At 39.4% G+C, this 20,512-nt stretch carries 16 protein-coding genes and 1 riboswitch; of the genes, 4 read left to right on the forward strand and 12 right to left on the reverse strand.

All coding sequences use genetic code 11. The annotated features are described in order from the left end of the window. Positions 1–152: 152 nt before the first annotated feature. From ACEN4I_RS12475 to pepF, 4 genes are all read right to left on the reverse strand, one after another. Entirely contained in the window at positions 153–1,481 is a 1,329-nt protein-coding gene (locus tag ACEN4I_RS12475; protein ID WP_079650453.1) for a 6-phospho-alpha-glucosidase, read from the reverse strand. Positions 1,482–1,504: 23 nt separating this feature from the next. Further along, entirely contained in the window at positions 1,505–3,106 is a 1,602-nt protein-coding gene (locus ACEN4I_RS12480; RefSeq protein WP_407097499.1) for a PTS transporter subunit EIIC, read from the reverse strand. A 117-nt stretch (positions 3,107–3,223) separates the two neighbouring features. Then, entirely contained in the window at positions 3,224–3,991 is a 768-nt protein-coding gene (locus tag ACEN4I_RS12485; RefSeq protein ID WP_407103207.1) for a MurR/RpiR family transcriptional regulator, read from the reverse strand. 32 nt (positions 3,992–4,023) lie between these two features. Next, entirely contained in the window at positions 4,024–5,832 is a 1,809-nt protein-coding gene (pepF, locus tag ACEN4I_RS12490) for an oligoendopeptidase F (protein ID WP_407103206.1), read from the reverse strand. Between the two features lie 999 nt (positions 5,833–6,831). Between pepF and ACEN4I_RS12495 the strand changes: the two genes are divergently transcribed. The 3 genes from ACEN4I_RS12495 (at position 6,832) to mgtE (ending at position 11,008) form a co-directional block, all read left to right on the forward strand. Further along, complete coding sequence (locus ACEN4I_RS12495) at positions 6,832–7,653, forward strand: bacteriochlorophyll 4-vinyl reductase (RefSeq protein ID WP_131832567.1); 822 nt, start codon at positions 6,832–6,834, stop codon at positions 7,651–7,653. 129 nt (positions 7,654–7,782) lie between these two features. Next, entirely contained in the window at positions 7,783–8,970 is a 1,188-nt protein-coding gene (locus ACEN4I_RS12500) for a MalY/PatB family protein (protein ID WP_407103205.1), read from the forward strand. Positions 8,971–9,127: 157 nt separating this feature from the next. After that, positions 9,128–9,292: riboswitch (M-box (ykoK) riboswitch) on the forward strand. A 342-nt stretch (positions 9,293–9,634) separates the two neighbouring features. Then, on the forward strand, positions 9,635–11,008 hold the full coding sequence (gene mgtE / locus ACEN4I_RS12505) for a magnesium transporter (protein WP_407103204.1): 1,374 nt from the start codon (positions 9,635–9,637) through the stop codon (positions 11,006–11,008). A gap of 102 nt (positions 11,009–11,110) precedes the next feature. Here the strand turns inward: mgtE and ACEN4I_RS12510 are convergent, their stop codons facing one another. From ACEN4I_RS12510 to ACEN4I_RS12520, 3 genes are read right to left on the reverse strand one after another with little or no spacing between them, the layout of a single operon-like run. Next, entirely contained in the window at positions 11,111–11,779 is a 669-nt protein-coding gene (locus ACEN4I_RS12510) for a DUF6320 domain-containing protein (protein ID WP_407103203.1), read from the reverse strand. Next, a complete protein-coding gene (locus ACEN4I_RS12515) occupies positions 11,776–13,185 on the reverse strand; it encodes an alcohol acetyltransferase (protein WP_407103202.1) in 1,410 nt (469 codons plus the stop codon). The genes ACEN4I_RS12510 and ACEN4I_RS12515 overlap by 4 nt, the downstream gene beginning before the upstream one ends. Positions 13,186–13,219: 34 nt before the next feature. Beyond that, complete coding sequence (locus ACEN4I_RS12520) at positions 13,220–14,146, reverse strand: alpha/beta hydrolase (protein ID WP_407097492.1); 927 nt, start codon at positions 14,144–14,146, stop codon at positions 13,220–13,222. Positions 14,147–14,404: 258 nt separating this feature from the next. Here ACEN4I_RS12520 and ACEN4I_RS12525 point away from each other — a divergent pair, with 258 nt between their 5' ends. After that, positions 14,405–14,995: a YdhK family protein gene (locus ACEN4I_RS12525; RefSeq protein WP_407103201.1), complete on the forward strand. Its 591-nt coding sequence runs from the start codon at positions 14,405–14,407 to the stop codon at positions 14,993–14,995. A gap of 611 nt (positions 14,996–15,606) precedes the next feature. Here the strand turns inward: ACEN4I_RS12525 and ACEN4I_RS12530 are convergent. The 5 genes from ACEN4I_RS12530 to ACEN4I_RS12550 form a co-directional block, all read right to left on the reverse strand. Next, a complete protein-coding gene (locus tag ACEN4I_RS12530; protein WP_407103200.1) occupies positions 15,607–17,256 on the reverse strand; it encodes a hypothetical protein in 1,650 nt (549 codons plus the stop codon). A gap of 4 nt (positions 17,257–17,260) precedes the next feature. Then, entirely contained in the window at positions 17,261–18,028 is a 768-nt protein-coding gene (locus ACEN4I_RS12535) for an ABC transporter ATP-binding protein (protein WP_407103199.1), read from the reverse strand. Between the two features lie 119 nt (positions 18,029–18,147). Further along, positions 18,148–18,570, reverse strand: a complete 423-nt coding sequence (locus ACEN4I_RS12540; RefSeq protein ID WP_407103198.1) for a hypothetical protein — start codon at positions 18,568–18,570, stop codon at positions 18,148–18,150. Positions 18,571–18,593: 23 nt separating this feature from the next. Continuing rightward, the gene (locus tag ACEN4I_RS12545; protein ID WP_407097487.1) at positions 18,594–19,028 is read right to left on the reverse strand and encodes a hypothetical protein; all 435 of its coding nucleotides are present in this window, start codon (positions 19,026–19,028) and stop codon (positions 18,594–18,596) included. Positions 19,029–19,076: 48 nt separating this feature from the next. Next, positions 19,077–20,510, reverse strand: coding sequence for a T7SS effector LXG polymorphic toxin (locus ACEN4I_RS12550; RefSeq protein ID WP_407097486.1), 1,434 nt, complete (start codon positions 20,508–20,510; stop codon positions 19,077–19,079). Positions 20,511–20,512 lie beyond the last annotated feature (2 nt).

The following is a 20,512-nucleotide window of genomic DNA, read 5'->3' on the forward strand; positions in this document are numbered from 1 at the left end:
ATCTTATCCATAAGAAGGCCTCTTTCATTTATGTATTTGCCCTGCAAAGCATACATTTATGATAAAGTGCCTTCTTTCTTTTTTCCAGTAAAATTATTGGCTCTCGAGAACTATTTTACACATACTTTCTCGCCGATCTCATTATTTGTTCATTAGTTCAATTCTGGCCAAAATCCTTTATTGGCTTCAATTAAATCGTCTAAGAGATTTTTAGCTACTTCAGCGTTCGGTACGATTTTAGATAGGCTCAATGCTTGCCATAGTTTTTGGTAACTGCCTTCGATATACGCTTCAACAACTAATTTTTCTGCCGTCACTTGTTGCAGCATCAAGGCTCTTTCAAAGTTAGGAATCTTTCCTTGTGCCAACGGCTCTGGACCGTCACTTCCAACAATACACGGAACTTCTACCATAGCGTCATCATCAAAATTCGCGATAGCGCCATTATTTTCAACGATCAACAACATCCGTTCATGTGTATTGAAAGCAATAGCACGTGCTAGATCAACGATAAAGGATGCATGGCTGTCAATATGGAAGCCGCTGTTTTCTGCTGTTCCTTTTTCAATGATCCCTCTGGCTGCTGTGAACACGTCTTTTTCACGGCCCGCCATTACTTCATTGGCCCGAGTAAATTCTGGATTGGAATGTGCCACTTCATAATCTGGATAGAAATAGTACTTCAAATACGTATTCGGCAAGAAGCGTGGTTCAATAGCTAATAGATCTTTCGCTTTTTTATGCGTAGCTTGCCAGCTTTCATCCATGTGCTGCGTATCAACTTCTACTTGCGTCAAGTAACCATTTTCCGCTACATATTCTTTGATCTCGTCCAAATATTCATGTCCCGTTGCTTTGTCTTTGACACTAGTCCACCAACCAAAGTGGTTCAATCCAAAGTAGCGAACTTCTAATTCATCTGGAGTTTTTCCAACGATTTGAGACATTCTGCGTAACGTTCCTACTGGCATGTCACAAATGTTCAAGACTTTTGAATTTGGACGCATAACGCGGCAAGCTTCTGCCACAATCGCTGCTGGGTTGGAGTAGTTCAGCATCCAAGCATCAGGAGAATATTCTTCCATGTAATCAATAATTTCCATCATCCCTGTGATACTGCGCATACCATATGCGATTCCGCCTGGTCCACAAGTTTCTTGTCCAACCACACCATATTTTAAAGGAATCTTTTCATCTTGTTCACGCATTGCGTATTTTCCGACACGGATGTGCGCCATCACAAAATCTACGTCTGTAAAGGCTTCTTTTGGATCAGTTGTAAAAGAGAACTTCACTTCTGGAGCTTGTTCTTTTAACAAAATTTCTAATGCTTCGCCTAATATCCCTTGTCTTTCTTGATCATTATCGTAGAGTTTCAACTCTCTAATAGGGAAACGGTCCATGTTGTCTAATAACATCATTACGATACCTGGAGTAAATGTGCTCCCGCCACCTGCAATAACAATTGAAAACTTCTTCATTTAAAAAACTCCTTCTGTTTGTTTTATTCTTCTTCCGTGATGCCTAAATACTTATCTACAGCTTTCCGTACCGATTCTACTTGCAAACCGTATACTACTTGAACATTCTGACCCTTGACAATAATACCGCTGGCACCTGTTTCGTTTTTCAAGATACTTTCATTAACCTTGCTTGGTTCTTGCAACGTCAATCTCAAACGTGTATAGCAGTTAGTGACCGTTTCGATATTTTCAGGTCCTCCTAAAGCATTCACAATGACGCTGGCTAAACCAGTATTGCCTGTTTGAGGTTGTCCAGATGTACCTTTTTGTTGCTTGTTTTCATTGAATTCTTGTTTCGAATACAATTTCGTTTCTTGTCCTTCATCTTCACGTCCGATGGTTTTCAGATTCAATTTAGTGATCAATAAACGGAAGGTAAAGTAGTAAATAGCAAAGAACATCAATCCAACTACGATATACATGATCCAATTCGTTTTTTCTTGTCCAAGAGGAATATTGTATAAGATAAAGTCAATAAAACCGTTTGGTCCGATTGCACGAACGTTGAATAAATTCAAGACCACCATGCTCAATCCACTTAATACGGAATGCACTACGAACAAGATTGGGGCAATAAACATGAATGAAAACTCGATCGGTTCTGTAACACCAGCGATAAATGAAGTAACCGCTGCCGGAATCAAAATAGCTTTCGCTTGTTGTTTTTTCTCAGGGCTGGCTGTTTGGTACATGGCTAAACACGCTCCGATTAACCCAAACATTTTAGAAATTCCACGCGCATCCCAGATAACGCTTTGGGAAAGTACAGACACACTTGGATCTGCCATTTCGGCAAAGTAAATATTCCGAGCACCTTCAAAAACTTGTCCCCCGACTTCTTGCACTCCACCAAGGGAAGAATAAAGGAATGGTGTATACACTAAGTGGTGCAATCCAGTTGGAATCAGCAATCTTTCCAACATCCCGTATAGGAAGATTCCAAAATTACCGCTTTGATTGATCAATGTACCCAAGCTATTGATGCCGTTTTGGAAAAATGGCCAAATGTACGTAAATAATACAGCTAATAAAACAACTACCGGAATCAGTACAATGAAAACAAAACGTGAACCTCCATAAATTTGGAACGCATTACTGAATTCTTTTTCGGCATATTTATTGTGCACAATAGCCGTCGTAATTCCTAATAAGATTCCAAGGAATACACCCATATCCAAGACTTGGACACCTAATACCATAGATTGCCCAGTTCCTTGCAAAGATTCTCCTTCAAATAATAAACCAGATAATTCCATGAATTTATTCATCGCATTAATAAATACTAAGTAACCTAGTAAAGCTGTAAAACCTGCTTCAGCTTTCTTTTTATTGGCCAACCCTACTGCTAACCCCACGCAGAATACCAATCCCAAGTTGCTTAAGATCGATACCAACGAACCCGATAGAATCGTTCCAAACCCTGTGGTGATCGGGTTATCTAAAAAGGGAACGGTTTCAATTAATCGCTGATTGGTAAATACATTTCCTAGAGCAATCAATATCCCAGCTATCGGCAAAATCAATACAGGAATAAACATAGCTTTGGAAAACCGTTGTAATCCATCCATCAGTTTTTCTTTCATAACTTTTTTCCTCCTACCTCTTTTCTTCTAAACCTAGTTTATTATGAAACCCTTTTCTTTACCAGTGTTCCGGCATGTAAAAAAACGTGTTTCCTGAATTGGAAACACGTTTCGCTGTTAGTCTTCTTTTGACTTATTTTCTTGGTCCAAATACACTTTAAACAAATACTCGAATACCATCAGTAAACTGGGGTAAAAGGAGTTGGGCAGCATATTTCGGTCGTCCAACTCGTTTTTGTCATGAACTTTGAAATTCACATCCGATAATTCTGCTACCCGGTTATCAGCATTTTTTGTAAATGACACTCTAAAAATTTGTTGCCCTTCAGCAGATAACAATTTATCGATCACTTGCTGGGTTTCACCTGATTTGGAAATCGCTACAAAAGCACCAATGTCGTCCAAATTATTTTCAAAGACACCGATCGAGTCGCTTCCGGAAGCAAAAATCGTCTTTTTACCTAACACCAGCAGCTTTTTATACAAATATTCTCCTGCAATTGCTGAAAATCCAGTCGCATAAATAAAAATGTATTTTTGTTTCAAGTTTAAAACGTATTGAACAAAGTCTTCGATATCTTGTTGTGAATTGTATTGGAATACATCTGCCAGTTCAAATTTGAACAACTCTTCAGGGTCTTCTACTTGGCCGCTTTCCCTCTGCTTCACTTTTGGAGATAAGTGATAGTACATATCCACAAAACCCGTGTAGCCTAACTTTTTCGACAAACGGATCACAGAAGCAGGCGAAGTGAAATTGACTTTGGCGATTTCTCTTACCCCCATTGTCAAAACAGTATCCATATTCTCGATGACATACTTTAGTATTGTTAAATCCAATTCAGTGAGGTGCTTTCCTTCAACCAACTTTTTTAAGTCAATCAATGTTGTGATTCTCCTCGGTATATAGAGTTTAGTTAGTTCATTTCTTTGGTTAGAGCAATGATACGGTCCACGCTGTCATTCAAGTATTGGATCGTGTCATCCAGCGGTTTAGAAGTCGTGATATCCACACCCGCTACTTTTGCGGCTTCAACAGGTTTTAATTGGCCGCCTAGCGTTAGGAATTTTAACCAATCTGCTACTGCCGATTGCCCTTCTTCTTTGACACGCAAGAAAGCTTGAGTCGCGATCGTCAATCCCGCTGAATAAGTATAGGAATATAAACCCATATAGTAATGGATTTGGCGCATCCAAGTCAATTCTGCTCCTTCATTGATTTCCACAGCATCTCCCCAGAATTGCTCTAAAACAGCTCGCTTCAGTTCGCTTAATTTAGCAGCATCGAATCCTTGTCCGGCATCGATTAATTTGTACACTTCGCGTTGATAAGCTGCTTCCAGCAAATGTGTGATGTAATTGTGGAAATACGTTTTTGAGATCATACGCGTCAAAGCAAAACGTTCCATTCTAGGGTCTTCACTGTCTTTTTTCAACGAATCCGTCAATAACAATTCATTAAACGTAGACGGTGCTTCAATTAAATACAAGGACATACGCGCTGATAAAATTGAATTGTTCTCGCTGGATAAAATTCCTTGTCCTGCATGCCCTAATTCATGGAGCAACGTATAGACATCGGATAATTGGTCCGTCCAAGACATCAAAACGTAAGGATGTACACCGTAAACCGTGGCACAAAAGGCACCAGAACGTTTGCCTTTGTTTTGCGCAAAATCCACCCATCTTTCAGGATAAGCCCGCATAACCAGATTCGTATAATCTTGACCTAATACAGAAATAGCTTTTTGCACCAGATTTTTAGACTCTTCCACCGTAACGGTTGGCGCAAATTCATGGTCCAAGTCGATTTTAATGTCGGCATACGTCATCTTGTCTAAGCCGTTTTCTTCTTTGACATGGGTAATGTATTTTTGCATCACAGGTGCCAAGTCCTTCATGATGACATCGATTTGACGATTATACAACTCTTTATCCACATTTTGATTGTAGAGCAAGTAATCAAAAATAGACTCAAAACCACGCATCGTTGCCACAGTCTTTTCTTTTTGCAGTTGTGTATAATACGTTTCCGCCATTGTGTTTTGATACTTTCCTAAGACTGTGGAAAACTGTTCAAATGCAGCTCGGCGAATCGCTGTATTTGGGTGATACATATAATAATCTTCATACAGTACAAAGCTTAATGGATAGTCTTTTCCCTCTACAGTAAAGGTTCCAAAGTCCATATCCGAAGAGCGAATCTGTTCAAAAATAGATTGAGGAGCACTTAACGCTGGTTGCAATTGAGCCAGTGCCTTTTCTACAGTTGGAGCCAGTTGGATTTGTTTCTGATCTTTGACTTTTTCAATAAATATCGCATACTGAGGTGCTTCAGCAGCCACTTGTTCCAGTACGGCAGCGTCACTTTCCACCAATTCAGCATCAAAGAAACTCAATTGAGCACTCCATTCAGCCCCAAGGTTGCCGATCCAACGGTATAACTCCATATTTTTAGGATCCGAGATATCTGCAGAGACTGGCAGGTAAGCGTAATAATTCAACCATACTTGCGTCTGCATCAGCTCTTCATACTCTTTGATCGCTGCAATAATCGTTTCAGCAACAGTCAGCTGTCCTTCGTACTTATGCACAAATTCCTCCACAGCCGCTTTCGTTCCTTCAACAGCTGCATCAAATTCCGCACGTGTTTTAAAAATTGCTGTGATATCCCATTTCATTTGTTCTGGTACTTCTGATCTTACTTGTAAAGCTTTTTCCGTCATCCAATCTCTCCCTTTTTAAATTGTATCCCTCAATTTGTTTTCGTCGTTATTCCAGAATATTCTAACACTTATTAATAGTATAGCATTCTTTTTGTGGAAGAAAACACACTGTCTGGTTAATTTATGGGTAAATTGTGGATAGGTTGAATTTGGATTATAGGTTGTACACAAGTTATGTTCATAAAGTTTTATAGATGCCTATGGTGAATAGCTATACTCCTAGAAAGGAATAGCTTTGACAGTATATGAAGTATTAACGCTAGCGATTTTGTTCGCTGCGTTGATTGTAGAGTTACTGAAATTTAACCAAAAAAATAATCATCTTTTAACTTTGACGGGTTAAGATGATTATTTTAATCTATTTAATTCAGTCAACTTCTTTAACGGTTCTGTGCTATGGGGGACACGCACTAACGCATCTCCTTTTCATTTGTGTTGTAGCACACTTAGATATTTATCTTCAACTTTAGAATATTCATTTTAGTAGCTTTTCTGACAAGTAACACCTCTTACTATAATCTTCTACTCATCACATATGCTTGGCCAATATAGCCAAGCATTTTTTCATATCAACACCCTGGAGTCTTGTAGGCATATGTAGTAGTCTCCCATTTTAGTTGTTCTGAGACATACGATTGTGACCATAAGACTTATTCCCACATCCAATTTCTCCCTTTTTCACTTTATTCCTACTTGTACTTTTATCGTTCGTTTAAAAACTTCTAAGATTAGCTAAAAATACATCATTTTTAATTTCGATTAAAATAAATAGCTGTTTACAACAGTTGATGAAATGTGGAGAGTTATTCCGATATTTCTACATTGTCCACAGCGGTCGTTTAATATAACGTATTACTGAATTATTTTCCATAAAAGATTATCCAATAGATAGTAATCCAATTCTCCTATGATACAATAAAAAAAAAACGATTTCTTTATTGGACTAAAATAACAAAAACTATTGTCCCTAAAATAAGACTCAGAGAGGTGAAACTACATATGAAAAATAATGAAAAACAGGCAGCAGGTAGTTCGTTGATTCCAGCTATTCAATCTGGTGATTTAATGAAACTTCTAGAAACTATTTTGAATAATCCTATGGCACATGTTAACCGTATTGATTTTTTATCAAAAATTTATGGTGTTAGCGAAGATGAGATTCGCAACGGGAGTATTACTATTAGTTTAAAAGAAAAGGAAACCATGGCCAAAGTCCGCATTCACAAAAATGTCATTGGAAGCTCCAGTCTTTCATTTGTCTCGGGTCTTCCTGGTGGGTTGGCCATGGCAGGAACAATTCCCGCAGATATTTTGCAGAACATGATTTATTCTATTAGGCTTATTCAAGAGCTTGCCTACATCTATGATTATGAAAATATTATTGATCAAGATGGTGAATTGAAGATTGACGGTTTAGTTTTATTTTTAGGTACAATGTTCAGCGCACAAGGTGCTGCATCTTTATTACGCGTAGCGAGTACAAACGCAGCAAAATATGCTTCAAAAAAAATTATGACAACAGCCTTAACTAAAACACTCTGGTATCCATTTATAAAAAATATCTCAAAAGTAGTTGCCTCAAAAACACTAACTAAAAAAGGACTTGCAAGCGCGGCTTCAAAAGCTATTCCTGTTATTGGGGGTATAGCTTCTGGTGGTCTTACAGCTGTTACCATGGAGCTAGCAGCGAAGAAGTTAAATAGAGAATTAATTAAAGGTTACAGTTCAAATTATAAAGAAGGTAATTTTAATAAAGATTTAGAAATCATTGAAGCCGAATTTGAAGAAATTACATCAACAGATAATACTAAAATTGTTTAAACTCCATAAATACAGAATAATAGCTTCCTACACGCGATATTGTCCACAAATTTAGTTTCTATTCTGTGTAAAAGACTATCTATGTTAGAATACTTGTAAGATAACTAGACTTTTTAGGAGGCTGCGATTATGGTTTATGATTTTACTACTGCTGTCAACAGATCACATACAGGTTCCGCTAAATGGCAACAAATGCATGACTGGAATCCTTCATTAGATGATAACATTTATCCTTTATCTATCGCTGATGTGGATATGAAAATGGCGCCTGAAATTATTCAAGGGCTTCAAAAATTTTTAGAAACAGCTATTTTGGGTTACGACCTACCTACCAAAGAGTATTTATCGGCTGTAAAAAATTGGATGAAAATCCAGCACCATTGGGAAATTGAAGACGATTGGATTCTGACTATACCTGGTGTAGTCACCTCCTTCTATCCTACTATCCGTTCATTCACTGATCCAGGAGATGGCGTATTGCTTTTATCGCCTGTCTACTACCCTTTCTATGCAGCCATCGAAAAAACCGAACGCCATATTGTGAAAAGTGTCTTGATCCAAAAAGAGACACATTATGAAATCGACTTCGCAGATTTGGAAAAAAAAGCAAAAGACCCTGCGAATAAACTGCTCTTATTCTCCAATCCTCATAATCCAGTTGGAAGAGTGTGGTCCAAAGACGAATTGGCTAAAGTGATAGATATTTGCGTGGCTAATGACGTGATTATTTTGGCAGATGAGATTCATCATGATCTCACCATGCCCGGGCATTCTTATACACCAATGGCTATAGCGACTGAAGACGCAGCTTCTATTTGTATCACCGCTACAGCTGTCAGCAAGTCTTTTAACTTAGCGGGACAAAAAAACTCCAACATCATTATTTCCAATCCAAATTTGCGCGAACGATTTTTAGAGGATATGGAAGTCACGGGTTTGGATGGCGGAACAAATGTGCTTGGGTTAAAAGCTACCGAATTGGCTTATACCGTAGGCGTACCTTGGTTAAAGGAATTCAAAGAACTGATTTGGCACAATCATCAAGAATTGAAACGCTATTTAAACCAAGAATTGCCTGAAGTAACGGTATTTGATTTAGAAGGAACGTTTTTGCAATGGCTGGATTTCAATGCTTTTGGGCTTTCGGCTAGTGAACTCGAAGAAGTTATGCACAAGGAAGCTTTGGTATTTGGGGATGAAGGATATATCTTTGGGACTGAAGGCAATGGTTTTGAACGCTTGAACCTTGCTGTGCCTACTAAAATTTTGATGGATGCACTTGAGCGTTTAGTTCATACAATGAAGAAATACCGTTAGTCAAATAAGGATGCAAACCACATTTAGTGGTTTGTATCCTTATTTATGGTGTACGGTATTATAAATTTTGGATAGCAAGAAACAGTCATGTATCAGCAAATAAGCAAGCTTGTAAATAAGTGAACAATATTCTATAATAGGTCCGTAGATAAAAAGTAAATAACCTTGTTAGGTGAGGCTACTGTACGAGAGATAGGCTGCTGCCCAGAAACGTCGAAAGACGCCAATGGGTTAACAGGAATTTTCGAATTAAGGAAATTCTTAATGCAGCTGGGGCAATCCCTATGCTGTACAGAGCTAAAACTCAACGAAGAGGTGCAGAAAATAGACAAAATAAACCATTTTGAAACGTGCTGCTCAGGCAGTCTTTTTGCACACTCTTCGGGGGCGTGCTTTTTTTGTTTTATAAATTTTTAGCGTTCATTCTAGAGTTGGGATCTTTCGCTATTTCATGGTGAGGCACTTTTTTATCGTGAAATGGAGGCCATTGTCTATAGAACTAAACGCTTAAAGTAGTAACGTTCTCTATTTTTTTAACGAACGAATTCTTTTAAGGAGGTGGTTTATATGGATCCGAATTCGGATAGTCGAAGGAGAAAGTTTGAATTAACGATACAAAAAAAAGAATGGCATCTAGTAAACCTTCCCGAAAGGAATGATCGGAATGAAAAAAATAGACACTAGAAAAAATAATTACTATGAGGCTGTCTTTAGAGCTGCTAAAGAAAACAATCGGAAGAGATTCCGGAGGCTCTTCTTGAAACTCCATCTAAAAGACCAAGTAGAACTGTTTCACTTGCTTTATCCTGAAAAGAAAAAGAAAATAGAGTCCTTTCTAGGCCCAACAGAATTTGCAGAATTGTTCGAATGGATGGATCCAGCAGATCAAATAGAGGCTTATGAGGTATTCTCGCCACAGTATACCGCCCATTTGTTTCCGTATATGGAATTAGATAACGTTGTGGCCTTTTTATCTTATTTTGATGAAGATGAAAAAAAAGTTCTTCTTAACTTACTCGAAGATACAGAGAGGAAAAAAGTGGAAGAAATGCTCTCCTATGAACCAGAGACTGCTGGTTCAATAATGACCAAAGGGATGGTAGTGGTTACTCTTGAACATACTATACAACAAACGATTGATTTAGTTCGTACTATTGCGAAAGCTACAGAATTGGTTTACTACTTCTATGTTCTGGATGATGCTGATCATTTAGTCGGAGTCGTATCACTAAGGGATCTCATTCTTCATTCGGAAGAAACAAAGCTGGCGGATATCATGCATACCCAACTGGCTTTCGTCCGAATCGACGATGACCAAGAAGAGGTGGCTCAAATCATTCAAGATTACGATCTGCTGGCTGTCCCCGTTTTGGATCAGAAAAATAAACTGATGGGGATCGTAACTGTAGATGACATCATGGATGTTTTAGTCGAAGAAACTAAGGAAGATTTTAATGAATTTTCAGCTATTCGAAAAAATCCGAAAAAAATAGAAAAAGGAGAAGAAAGTGCCTTTGAGATGGCTCGGCTTCGAATGCCATGGATTATCATCCTAGTTTTCCTAGGAATGATCAGTGCTTCTCTCATCAGTTCTTTTGAAGAAACACTCAACCAAGTAGTCATCCTTGCTGCTTTTATTCCTATTATCATGGACTCTGCCGGAAATGTCGGTACTCAATCACTTGCCATAGCTGTACGGAATATTTCCCAAGGAGAGGAAAGAAACCGGAAACAATTTTGGAAGACGATCTGGAAAGAATTTCTAGCAGGTACAATGATTGGAGGTGTCGCTGGAACAGTATTGGGAGTGGTAGCAGGTCTCTTCTATGGGAATCTCATTTTAGCACTGATCATTGGCATCTCGCTTTTCTTCACACTTAGTCTCTCCACAGTAGTTGGCGCGACTATTCCAATTGTTATTCACAAAATGAACATCGATCCAGCAATTGCCTCTGGTCCTTTTATCACCACTATCAACGATGCTTTGGGATTGCTGATTTATTTTAGTATAGCAACTGAGCTGCTTCATATTTTATAACAGTATGACTACTCAAGTTGTTCTTTTATCCCTTACAAACAAAGCTTCTTTTCAATAACTAAATTGAAAAGAAGCTTTGTTACTGTTTCTGAGAATATTTCCTTAAATTTGTGCGCGTTTTTGCAGTTCTGTGATAATAGCTCTTCCGTGTATAGCGGTGATCCAGATAAACATCAAGGTACTCAATAAAAGCGACAATTGGGATGGGAACAGCCATGTTGTCCAATTTAAAAACAAAAATGTCGTCGGCATAAATCCGAGCAGCGTTGCAGTCAACAGATACAACACATAATCTTCCACTTTTAAGCGAACGATTCGGACCGCGAAAAACATAGCTATTGTAGCAAATGTACAGATCAGCGGAATCGCATAAGTGGTAGACCAAGCACTCCAGCCCGATATATAATCCAAATACGCACAGACCAGTGAAGCAGATATGATCAAATAAACGATTCCTTTAGCTATATTTCTTCGTTTACGGATAATGATCAAGACAACTAACCATAAATTGACGATTCCAAATAAAGACCATTGCCAAACATTCAAGGGATCAGGAAAGAAAAATCCAGCTGTATAAAACCCAAGAATAATGACTACAGACGCCAACATCATCCATTTGAAAACTTTTTTCTTATTGAAACGTAAAGGAATATCCGGATAAGGGCTGCTTGCAGCTTCTGCTGACTCTACCGGATCTAATTGTTGGTGACAAAGCGGACATTCCGACCAGTCACCTTTAATATTTACCTGACAATGCGAACATCGTTTCACTCTTCATCACCTCTTAATTCTGAAGCTGTCACTTTATTTGCAGCAATCGTTACATCTACCCCAGATTTAGTCAGTTTCCGAACAAAGTTTTCTTGGATCTCTGTCTCTAAATAAGGCGACGTAAAAGAAATCGTCAAAGTTCCACCATGACTGATAACAGAAAATTGGGGTCTGACAGCAGACGTGTGGAAATAAAGCGCATGAACATAGGGATTCATCGATTGCGGCAATGACACTCGTCCGAGATTCGACATAGCCACTGTTAAATTTCGGTTGTTAAAGAAATTGATGATTTTTAACACACCATCTTTTAACGGACGCGGAATAACTCGGTTAAATGGATTGTATTCAAATGCGATCAATCGGCTTAACCGTTTTTCCAAATTTTCTTTGCTCAGCTGGTGCTGCATTTGTTTCGTCAAAGTATCACAGATTTTATTGATATCCACTTCTTTTTCTTGTGGATAAGTGTATTTTAATTTGACGGTACTAAAGAAATTACGGGCTGAATCGGAAGGATAAAATTGTCTTAAATTTACCGGAACGGATATTGCGATCGTTTCCCCAGAACGAAAATGTGGACTGGCTTCTCGAATAGCTTCAAAGTATACAGCAATCAAATACATAGTCAGCGTAGCATCTTGTTCATGAGCCAAATTCAGTACTGTTTTCACCGGCATCTCTAATTCAATAATTTTTGTTCGATTATCGGCTGTTTTCCTGCCGGTTATCCGATGTATTTTCCGTTTCCGACGTTTTCTTCTTTTCGTTGCCCACATCAATCTTCTCGCTTTTCGTCCATATTCAAATGCAGCATTTTTACTGCTTTTCACAAAACTGCGCACAGCAGATTGCGCTGAGTCCGTAAAATTTTGTTGTTCACTGTGGCTAAAATGGGTGACAAAGCTGTCTTCTAAGTGTTGTTGCTGGATTTCCCGTTGTTCTTTCATTAATTCTGCTTGCGTTTGAGGATGGCGCAATAAGATATACTCTTTCAGTAAATCTTCAAAGAACCACAGCGCTCCTGTTCCGTCACTCAAAACATGGAACACTTCCAAGTGAATGCGCTTATCATTGTAAATCACACGAAACAATAACTCTTTTTGATCAAAATGATACAGCGGCGAACAAGGTGTCAATACATCAGGAACTACTCGCGGTTGAATAGTCGTCTGTTGCAGGTAATACCAAAAAATTCCTCTTCTTAACACACTATGGTACAGCATATATTGTGCATACGTTTTTTCAAGCGCTTGTTGCAGCAGGACGGAATCGACCTCATTTTCCATTTCCGCACTCAACCGAAATACTTTGGTATCAGTGGTGGACATGGCTGCTAAAAAAATATTCGAAGCATTGTCTAGTCGCACCCATCCTTTTTGGTTGGTCGTTTCCTTCTTCTTCAAACTGACTCACCTCCAAACAACTAAAACTTTCCCTTTATCGATCAGTACTTAAAAATTCATTGATAATCTCATACGTTTCAACTACCGGTTCCACGAATTTTGGGTACGTAATAAACCCATGAACGGTTTCTTTTACTCGATGGATCCTCACTTTATTTCCAGCATCTCGTAATTTTTCTCCATAAGCTTCTCCTTCATCGCGAAGCGGATCAAACTCAGCTGTCACAATCAGTGTCTCCGGCTGTTTTGTCAGATCATCAGCTGATAAAGGAGAGATATACGGACTTTGACGCGTTGCCAATTCAGGAGCATACAATTCCATATATTCTTGCATCTTTTTGGCGGTCAACCCGTAGTCATATCCATTCGTACGAATAGATTCAAAAGGAGAGTTTTCTGTGTGATCCCAATACGTGACAGGGTACAGCAATATCTGCTTTGCTGGTACTATCCTGCCTTCATCTCGCAGTAACAGCGACACTGCAGCTATCAGATTGGCTCCCGCAGAATCTCCGATCAAGGTCAACTTAGAAACATCTGCCAATCGTGCCATTTCCAAATGATTCAGCAAGATGTCCACCACCTGATAGCAGTCTTCTAACCCGGCTGGATATGGATATTCAGGAGCTAAACGGTAATTTACCGAGTACACTACCCTCCCTGTTAAATCGGCCATATTGATACAAGTATTTGTATACGTATCGATGTTTCCAGTCACCCATCCTCCACCATGAACAAATAACAAAGCATCATCGTGCCGCAGCTCTTGAGGGCGAAATACTCTAACAGGGATATCGTGAGATTGATCCTTGGAATAAATTTTTTGATCTAAGATGATGTATCCCTTCTTAGGTTTTTTAGAAAAAATCTGCTGCATCTTTCGTACAAATTCATAATCTTCCTGCATATTGATTTTAGGGGAAGACATCATTTTCAACACAAATTTAAAAATGGGATTCATCAGTGTACTCCTTCTATATTTATATACGTGCTTTTTACTGTTTATCCATTAACACACGCATATAAATCTCAGCCTTTATCAGCTGGCCCTTTTTCCTAACAGAGCTCTACTTGCTTTTATTTTACTAGACTTGAGCCTAATTTGAAACAATCAACTCAATAAAGCTGATTTATTGACCTTCTCCTACTATTCTTGTTAAGCTGTTAATTGATTACGAATGTAAACGTTTCTGTTTACATTTGATAGGAGGAATCAGTTATGAATCGAAAAAACTTTTTACCATTTTTAGCGCTGTCTACTACTTTAGCTTTATCCGCTTGTTCTACAACAGAAGAAGCGGAAACAAATTCCTCAGAGTCCAGCAGTTCAATCGAGGAATCAAGTTCTATGGAAGAATCGGATATGGGACACATGATGCATGACGACTCTGGCGACATTCCAGAAGGACTTCAAGAAGCACAAGATCCCACCTATGCAGTTGGCGATACCGTGATGATCGAATCTGGACACATGCCTGGTATGAAAGGCGCAGAAGCTACTATTGTAGGAGCATTTGATACTGTTGCTTATGAAGTATCTTATGATCCAACGAACGGCGGCGACCGTGTAAAAAATCATAAATGGGTTGTATATGAAGAAATGGCAGAAGCTGGGGACTCGGCTCTAGAGCCAGGTACTGAAGTCACTTTGGAAGCTATGCACATGGAAGGCATGCAAGGAGCTGCTGCTACTATTGATGCAGCCAATGAAACTACGGTGTACATGGTCGACTACCAGCCTACTGATGGCAGTGAGACTGTGAAAAATCATAAATGGTTGACCGAAGATGAATTAGCTCCCGTTGAATAGGTGATAAACAGAATGGGTTGTCTCAATATGAGATAGCCTTTTTTCATATCACTCATTTACTCCCTTGGGCATATAAAAGTCCGCATGTACCTATAATCAGGAGGTGATTACTAGGTGATCAGGTCCCACTTCCTAATTCAGCTTATTGATAGTCTCGAATTGTGAAGTAGAACGTCTCTATTTCACAATTCCGCATGTAACTAACCTCGAATTATTAAGTAGACCACCTCTACTTCACATTCCCGCATGTAATCAATCTCGAATCTTTAAGTAGACCACCTCTACTTCACATTCCCGCATGTAATCAACCTCGAATTATTAAGTAGACCACCTCTACTTCACATTCACACATGTAATCAACCTCGAATTATTAAGTAGACCACCTCTACTTCACATTCACACATGTAACCAACCTCGAATCTTTAAGTATCTCTCGTCTTCTTCATAATTCCACTTATAATCAGCTGTGAATCATTAAATAGCCCCCCTTCTACTCTGCAACACAACAAAATCCCTTTTCGCTGATGGTTGCCCATTAGCGAAAAGGGATTTTACTTTGCTTTAGATCATGGAGTAACCCACAGAATCCACTACATCATCTCTATTCCAGCTTATTCTTCAAACTGCTTCCAAAATGTTTTTTTGTATCTCACCAATAACCCAGCAGAAAGACTCAGGGGCACCAGAACAATAGCAGCAGAAAACAGCATTTGGCCAATTAGCGGCAAAGCCAATAAAATAAACGAAACACCCACAACAGCCAAGACACCGAAGAAAACAGTAATAAAAATACTGATGGCTTGAACCCAAGTTCCAGCTCCTCTGCTAAAGAGTTCGGTTAGATTTTGCCAATCCAGATTAAGCAATCGATAATCGCGTACAAAATAAAAGTGGCTCAGCGCAAGAGTTCCGATCACAAGCCCTGCTAAGAATAGTACTGCAAACAACAACGGGACTTGAAGGAATACCATTAATCCGATCGCCAATAACACCGGAATGATCAGTTCAATACCAAAGGCAAACAGAAATTTTTGTCTTAAATAGTGCTTCATTGAAAATGGCAGTGATTTGAGATACAAGAAGTTTTCTCGGTCTAAAGAAATGATGACTCCGACAATCGACACCGCATTTAAGGTGAAAAACGTATAAATAAATCCGCCAAATAAAAATACCGGCCAAAATAATGTTGGAATAGCCGCTAAATCAGGACTGTTAACTAAAGTCGGTCCGATCACCACCAAGGGCAATAGGAGTTTTGAACTCAGAAACTGCATCATTAAAGTTCCGTCCTGAATGATTCCAAGATTGTATTTAAACAAGGTCTGATTGACTGAAGCAGGACGCTGAGCAGCAACTCCCTGTTTTTTCCTTTTGGTTTGTTTCTTGGGACGGCTGGATGATATTATCGAGACGGTTTGTTCTGCTTGATAAAAAGAAGGCACAACCCATCTGATCACCACAAATGACAGAACTGCCAACACCACTACCCAACCCAGGATACCAACCCAAGCTGCTGCATCTCCTGGAGTTAAAAAAATCTGGTGGAATGCTCCTAGAAAAGGAATCACAGACATATCCGGAATGATCCCTTGAGCTGTTTCAGCAGATGTCGTCGCTCGGTTGGAAAGGAAATAGACCGATACCACCATTCCAATGCTGGATAAACTGTATAAAGCAGTGATCACGCCTTGTTTGTGCTGTGTAAACAAAGGCAGCTTCGTAATGAGATGCACCAGTACAATCGAAAACGCTAAAACTACTGTTATCATCAGCAAAAATAGAACTACTGAACCCGGCAGCAAGAATAGCAAAGCATTCCCTGCATTCAACCCTAACAAAAACATCAAAATCCAAATAGGGACCAAATATGGAAGCAGCATAAAAATCAACACAGCTACTTTTGCTGCAAACAATTCACTCGCTTTAAAAGGGAGCGGCAGATAATGGGACAAGTCTTTTGAATCGTAAAAAAGATTAAAAATCAGGTAAAAGCCTTGGAGCACAGACATTAAAATAATCGTGCCCATAAAAGACGTAAACATGCCCGGGTAGTGGACCAGATCTATATTGGAAAACATAAAACCAAATAAGAAGATAAAAATAGCCAGCAATAAAACATTTTGTCCAAGGATGTATGTATAAGCCGATAACTTAGAAGGGGCTCCTTTTTTGACCTCTTTATTACGCCGCTTTTCGATCATCTGCGGATTAGCGTAAATCATATTGACTTTAGCCAACTCCACCGTTTGTTTCATCCGCATACGTTCATCCTCTCCCTTCAGGTTCCACTGAAACAGCAGTTGGATTTTCTCCTGGTTGTCTGCCCGCCATTTTCAAATAAATGGTTTCAAGAGATTGGTGTTCGTTTTGGGCTTGCAAATCTTCAATCGTTCCATCGTACAAGACTTCTCCCTGTTTAAGGATAGCGATATGATCGCAAATTTGTTGCGCCGTATCCAATACATGAGTCGAAAACAAGACGATATTGCCTGCAGCAGCGTGCTGCTTCATCATTTCTTTTAAATCAAACGCTGCTTGCGGATCTAACCCTGTCATCGGTTCGTCTAAAATCCAAATATCCGGATTCGACAGCAAGGCCCCAATGATAAACGTTTTTTGTCGCATCCCGTGTGAGAAAGAATTGATGACTCCGTATTGATTTTCTGTCATATCGAACAACTCAAGCAATGCCGTCAATTTATCTTGATAGCTGTCAGGTGTCACCTCGTATGCAGTCGCCATCAGATTCCAATATTCCGTTGCTGTCAAACGTATAAACATATTTGGCGAATCCGGCACATAACCGATTTTGCTTTTGATCGCCAAGCGATGGTCTGTCAATTTTTCTCCATCTACCAAAATTTCTCCTGCAGTAGGATCGATGATACTTACCAACGACTTGATTGCTGTCGATTTACCGGCTCCATTATGACCGATCAATCCAAAAATTTCCCCCGGTTGGATCGCTAACGTGACATTTTTTAATGCTTGTTTCTGCCCATAATTTTTGGACACATTTCTAAATTCAATCATCTGTATTTTTCTCCCTTTCCAACTTACCCTTTTGCTCAGTATGTCAAAAAACGCCTGAAGAATCAAGTAAACAATTAACCCCATAATGCAGCATTATGGGGTTAGTTGACTGATTTGCATCAATTCATTAAGTTTTCTACTTCATTCCACAGCGAATTGATCCCCGCTTCCATAGTTCCTATGATACCTTCTGTACGATTGATTTTATTTTCAAATCTAGTCTTCGCATCATTCAAAGCATCTAGATTTTCATCGATCGCATGAATGGTCTCTTGGAGACTCCCATTAAGTACATCGTCCACTAGCATAGGTTCGTATTCATTAGCGTATAGATTACCTGTCCAATTGCTGTAAGATTCATTGGCTACCGCTTGAACAGTGCTTTTTTCATTGATCAAATTCTCTTTTTCGTTTGCCATCTCATTGTAGATCTGTTCGATCTCAGTGATTTTTTGATTGTATGCATCAATTCTTTGTCGGTCATCTTCAATCGTGTTCTGATATTGCTGGATTCTGTTTTTTAGATCCTCTATTAGCCCCATCAAATTACCTCCTTCGTTGTGACTCAGGTCAACTTCTGTAATTGAGAAAGAGAAATCTGGATCGTGTCATTATCAGCTTCCAATAAGTCCGCTTCTCTTCCTTCAGGGACACTGATCAATATCGGCATCGAGGACTGGACAGGGATTTCTCCAAACTCTTCTTTCGTGATGCGAAACAAGGTGTTTTGCCAGATTGTTTGATCTCCAATTTGCACATCAAGAACAAACGAAAAATCTTCTATTGGTTCTCCTGTTCGATTGGTTGCCATAAATAATGCCTGATACGGTTTTGTTTCTATTAAGTATCCCGTATACGTTAAATTAAACAGTCCAGCAACTCCAATATCCGATAGGCTGTCCAAGTACTCTTGCGCAAGAGCCACAATAGGATTGTTTTCGGGTTTCTCTGCTTTGGAACTTTTTGGTAGGATAAGCTGGATCGCTTTATCGGTTGCCATACTTTCACTCACTTTCGTTGATTAGTTGTCTGTTAAAATAGGTCTTGATCACCAAGGAAAATCAAACGTAAATGTGGGGAAGTTGAGTTTCAAGTTCAGTCCTAAACCTAATTTTCCGCCTAGTTCCAGTGAAGTAGCATTTAGATTCAATGGTCCAAATTCAGATACATTTTGTGTTTCGATATAAGCTGCTGCACCTGCGCTCCAGCCTCCAGAAGCCTCGAGATCTGCTCCAAATAATGAAACTTTGTCCTTGATTGTGTTTCCGTTTGAATCTTTCGTTTCCATCTCAATATCAAAGGCAGATAAACCTAAACTTGCCGATGCTTCCCAGATAGATGCATCTCCTCTAAGGCCGGCTGCATAGTTATTTTGATCCTCGTACATAGCCGATACAGTTCCCCCCGCAGTCGCTCCTTCAGCTCCTGCTCTTCCTTCAGCATTCAACAAGTCATTGCCAAGTCTTGCTCTACTTTGAATATCAGCTGCACCAACTTCTCCATCAAGGTGAATCCCTCTTTTATCAGATTCACCTATCAGCGATCCGAATTCAGCTGTACCATTGGCATAGCCGCCTCTTCCCACCACGTTAGCTTCAGCAATTCCGCCTAGTTCTGCATTTACATTTCCTTCAATGAGGGCAGCGTCTCCGGAAGCTGAATAAACTCCATTGTCTACTCCCGCTTGATAACTGTAATTTGGCAGTGCATATCCGGCTGCGATATATGTGTCTGTTGCCAGCCCAGCAGCCCATTGTCCTTCTCCAATCGCTTGGGAATCAGCCGTGTAGAAAAACGGATCTTCTATCAATTTGTTGTCGATAGCTGTGGTAGGTTCTGTTTTGTACCACGATTCATTGGCTATATTGCCCACTCGGTCTAACGCAATAGCTCCTTGGCTGTCGTAATAGTTTTCTGAAATATTCGTGATGCTGTTGGTCAACTCTTGAATCCGTTCATAAATGGATTCAGCTGTTGCCAAAGCAGTGTCATCTGTTTCAGATAAGCCATAGACCGTGTCCGTTAAAAATACCAATACGGCTTGAAAATCGGTATCCAACGTGTTGCTTTGGATATCTGTTACTGGAATGTATTCAGCAGCTCGGGTATTCAACGTCTCTACCCGCGTTGTGATTGCCGAAGTATTTCGCTGCTCTCTCGCTACACTCTGCTCAGCAGACTCTAAATCATCCGTTGCTACTTTCCCATTCGCATCACTTTCAAAACCTAAATAAGCCTCTTTGATTTCATTGATGGCTGTTTTTATTTCTTCTAGTATATTCATAAACATATTGATGTGATGGATCGTCGATAGTCGAATGTATTGTTTGTAACTATCCGCTGCTGCTCCTTTAAAACTCGTTGTCTCTGTCAACACATAGGCACTTTTGTACTGCGTATAAAATAAGTCCTCCAATGTTAAAGCTTGATCTGTTGCTTCTGTTGCCAGATTTTCAATCTCTTCGTTATTTAATAAAGCCATAT

It is taken from the genome of Desemzia sp. FAM 23990 (genome assembly GCF_045528485.1).
Lineage (GTDB): Bacteria > Bacillota > Bacilli > Lactobacillales > Carnobacteriaceae > Desemzia.

What these genes read in the sequence shown, in the direction of transcription:
- ACEN4I_RS12475 (WP_079650453.1), bottom strand. Translation starts at nt 1,481, where the DNA reads ATGAAGAAGTTTTCAATTGTTATTGCAGGTGGCGGGAGCACATTTACT.
- ACEN4I_RS12480 (WP_407097499.1), bottom strand. Translation starts at nt 3,106, where the DNA reads ATGAAAGAAAAACTGATGGATGGATTACAACGGTTTTCCAAAGCTATG.
- pepF (WP_407103206.1), bottom strand. Translation starts at nt 5,832, where the DNA reads ATGACGGAAAAAGCTTTACAAGTAAGATCAGAAGTACCAGAACAAATG.
- ACEN4I_RS12495 (WP_131832567.1), top strand. Translation starts at nt 6,832, where the DNA reads ATGAAAAATAATGAAAAACAGGCAGCAGGTAGTTCGTTGATTCCAGCT.
- ACEN4I_RS12500 (WP_407103205.1), top strand. Translation starts at nt 7,783, where the DNA reads ATGGTTTATGATTTTACTACTGCTGTCAACAGATCACATACAGGTTCC.
- mgtE (WP_407103204.1), top strand. Translation starts at nt 9,635, where the DNA reads ATGAAAAAAATAGACACTAGAAAAAATAATTACTATGAGGCTGTCTTT.
- ACEN4I_RS12520 (WP_407097492.1), bottom strand. Translation starts at nt 14,146, where the DNA reads ATGAATCCCATTTTTAAATTTGTGTTGAAAATGATGTCTTCCCCTAAA.
- ACEN4I_RS12525 (WP_407103201.1), top strand. Translation starts at nt 14,405, where the DNA reads ATGAATCGAAAAAACTTTTTACCATTTTTAGCGCTGTCTACTACTTTA.
- ACEN4I_RS12530 (WP_407103200.1), bottom strand. Translation starts at nt 17,256, where the DNA reads ATGCGGATGAAACAAACGGTGGAGTTGGCTAAAGTCAATATGATTTAC.
- ACEN4I_RS12535 (WP_407103199.1), bottom strand. Translation starts at nt 18,028, where the DNA reads ATGATTGAATTTAGAAATGTGTCCAAAAATTATGGGCAGAAACAAGCA.
- ACEN4I_RS12540 (WP_407103198.1), bottom strand. Translation starts at nt 18,570, where the DNA reads ATGGGGCTAATAGAGGATCTAAAAAACAGAATCCAGCAATATCAGAAC.
- ACEN4I_RS12545 (WP_407097487.1), bottom strand. Translation starts at nt 19,028, where the DNA reads ATGGCAACCGATAAAGCGATCCAGCTTATCCTACCAAAAAGTTCCAAA.
- ACEN4I_RS12550 (WP_407097486.1), bottom strand. Translation starts at nt 20,510, where the DNA reads ATGGCTTTATTAAATAACGAAGAGATTGAAAATCTGGCAACAGAAGCA.